This window comes from Methylobacterium bullatum (genome assembly GCF_014845095.1).
Lineage (GTDB): Bacteria > Pseudomonadota > Alphaproteobacteria > Rhizobiales > Beijerinckiaceae > Methylobacterium > Methylobacterium bullatum.
This window is the reverse complement of record NZ_NKUG01000002.1, coordinates 1-953: the sequence shown is the minus strand read 5'-3', so window position 1 is coordinate 953 and position 953 is coordinate 1. Positions and strand designations below refer to the sequence as shown.

Here is a 953-nt window from a genome sequence, read left to right as displayed (position 1 = left end):
GCGCGGCAGCACCGTGCGGCCGAGGCAGGCGAGCCCGCGCACGAGGCAGCGGTCGATGCGCAGGGGCACGAGATCGACCATGGCATGGGTCGGGATGCGGGGCCCGGCATCGCGGAACCCCGGCAGCAGGGCGGGGCCCACGAGGTTGTAGTCGCCGATCACCGCGGCGCGCGCCGGCAGGCTCTGCTCGATCCGCCGCAGCTGCCGCCGGTTGAGTACCTGCCCATGGGAGAGATGGACGTTGGCGACACCGAACTCGCCGAAATCGAGGATCTGGCAGACCCGGTCGACGACGGCGCCTGACGGCAGGGCGATGACCACGGGCGGGGAGGCCCAGGGATGCGGGCTCCACATGGCGAGCCCATGGATACGGCCGGGCAGCGGCGCCCAGGCATAGACGCCGCCGAGCCGTTCCTCGATCACCGCGATGTCCTTGGTCGCCTCCTGCATCAGCAGCAGGTCGGGCCGCTCGCGCTCCACCAGGGCGACGATGGCATCGACCTTGGCTCCGGTGCGCCGCAGCAGGTTCCAGCTCACGATCTTGCGGAAGTGGCTGCGGTCCAGCGCATCGAGGGCGTGCAGGTCCGGGAATCGGGCGGGATCCTGGGACGCGTAGCGGCGATCGTTGAGCGGGCCGCGCCAGGGCAGCGAAAAGTGTCTCTTGTCCGCCACCTGCCCGCCCCCGCCGTCGCCTCGTCCAGCCTGACGCTGCCTTCCTCTAACGCTTCTTGCCGAGTTCGGCTGCGATGTCCTTGATCATATGTCCGACCTTGCGGTGGGCGCTCGTCAGCTGGTCGCGGGTGACGCCCCAGCGCTTCATCCAATGCTCGACGGCCTGCCGCTCGGACAGATCGAGCCTGTCCTTGTCGATGAAGCCGCGCTTGTCCTTCAGGCCTGCCATCTGTCCCGCCTACCTCGGTCCGCATCCCCGGCGATGCGCGTCTCCGCACGGC

The 953-nt window shown here is 69.9% G+C and carries 2 protein-coding genes; both read right to left on the bottom strand.

Annotation, left to right across the window (positions count from 1 at the left end):
• Positions 1-582, bottom strand: a 582-nt coding sequence (locus MBTS_RS00020; RefSeq protein ID WP_192214808.1) for an endonuclease/exonuclease/phosphatase family protein, incomplete at its 3' end; no start/stop codon positions are given.
• Positions 583-718: 136 nt separating this feature from the next.
• Positions 719-901 carry a DUF3606 domain-containing protein gene (locus MBTS_RS00015; RefSeq protein ID WP_018043399.1) on the bottom strand — a complete coding sequence of 61 codons (183 nt, stop codon included), beginning with the start codon at positions 899-901 and terminating at the stop codon, positions 719-721.
• Positions 902-953: the final 52 nt, after the last annotated feature.

Bases quoted from the DNA above. Each gene is read 5' to 3' on its own strand.
- MBTS_RS00015 (WP_018043399.1), bottom strand. From the start codon at position 901: ATGGCAGGCCTGAAGGACAAGCGCGGCTTCATCGACAAGGACAGGCTC.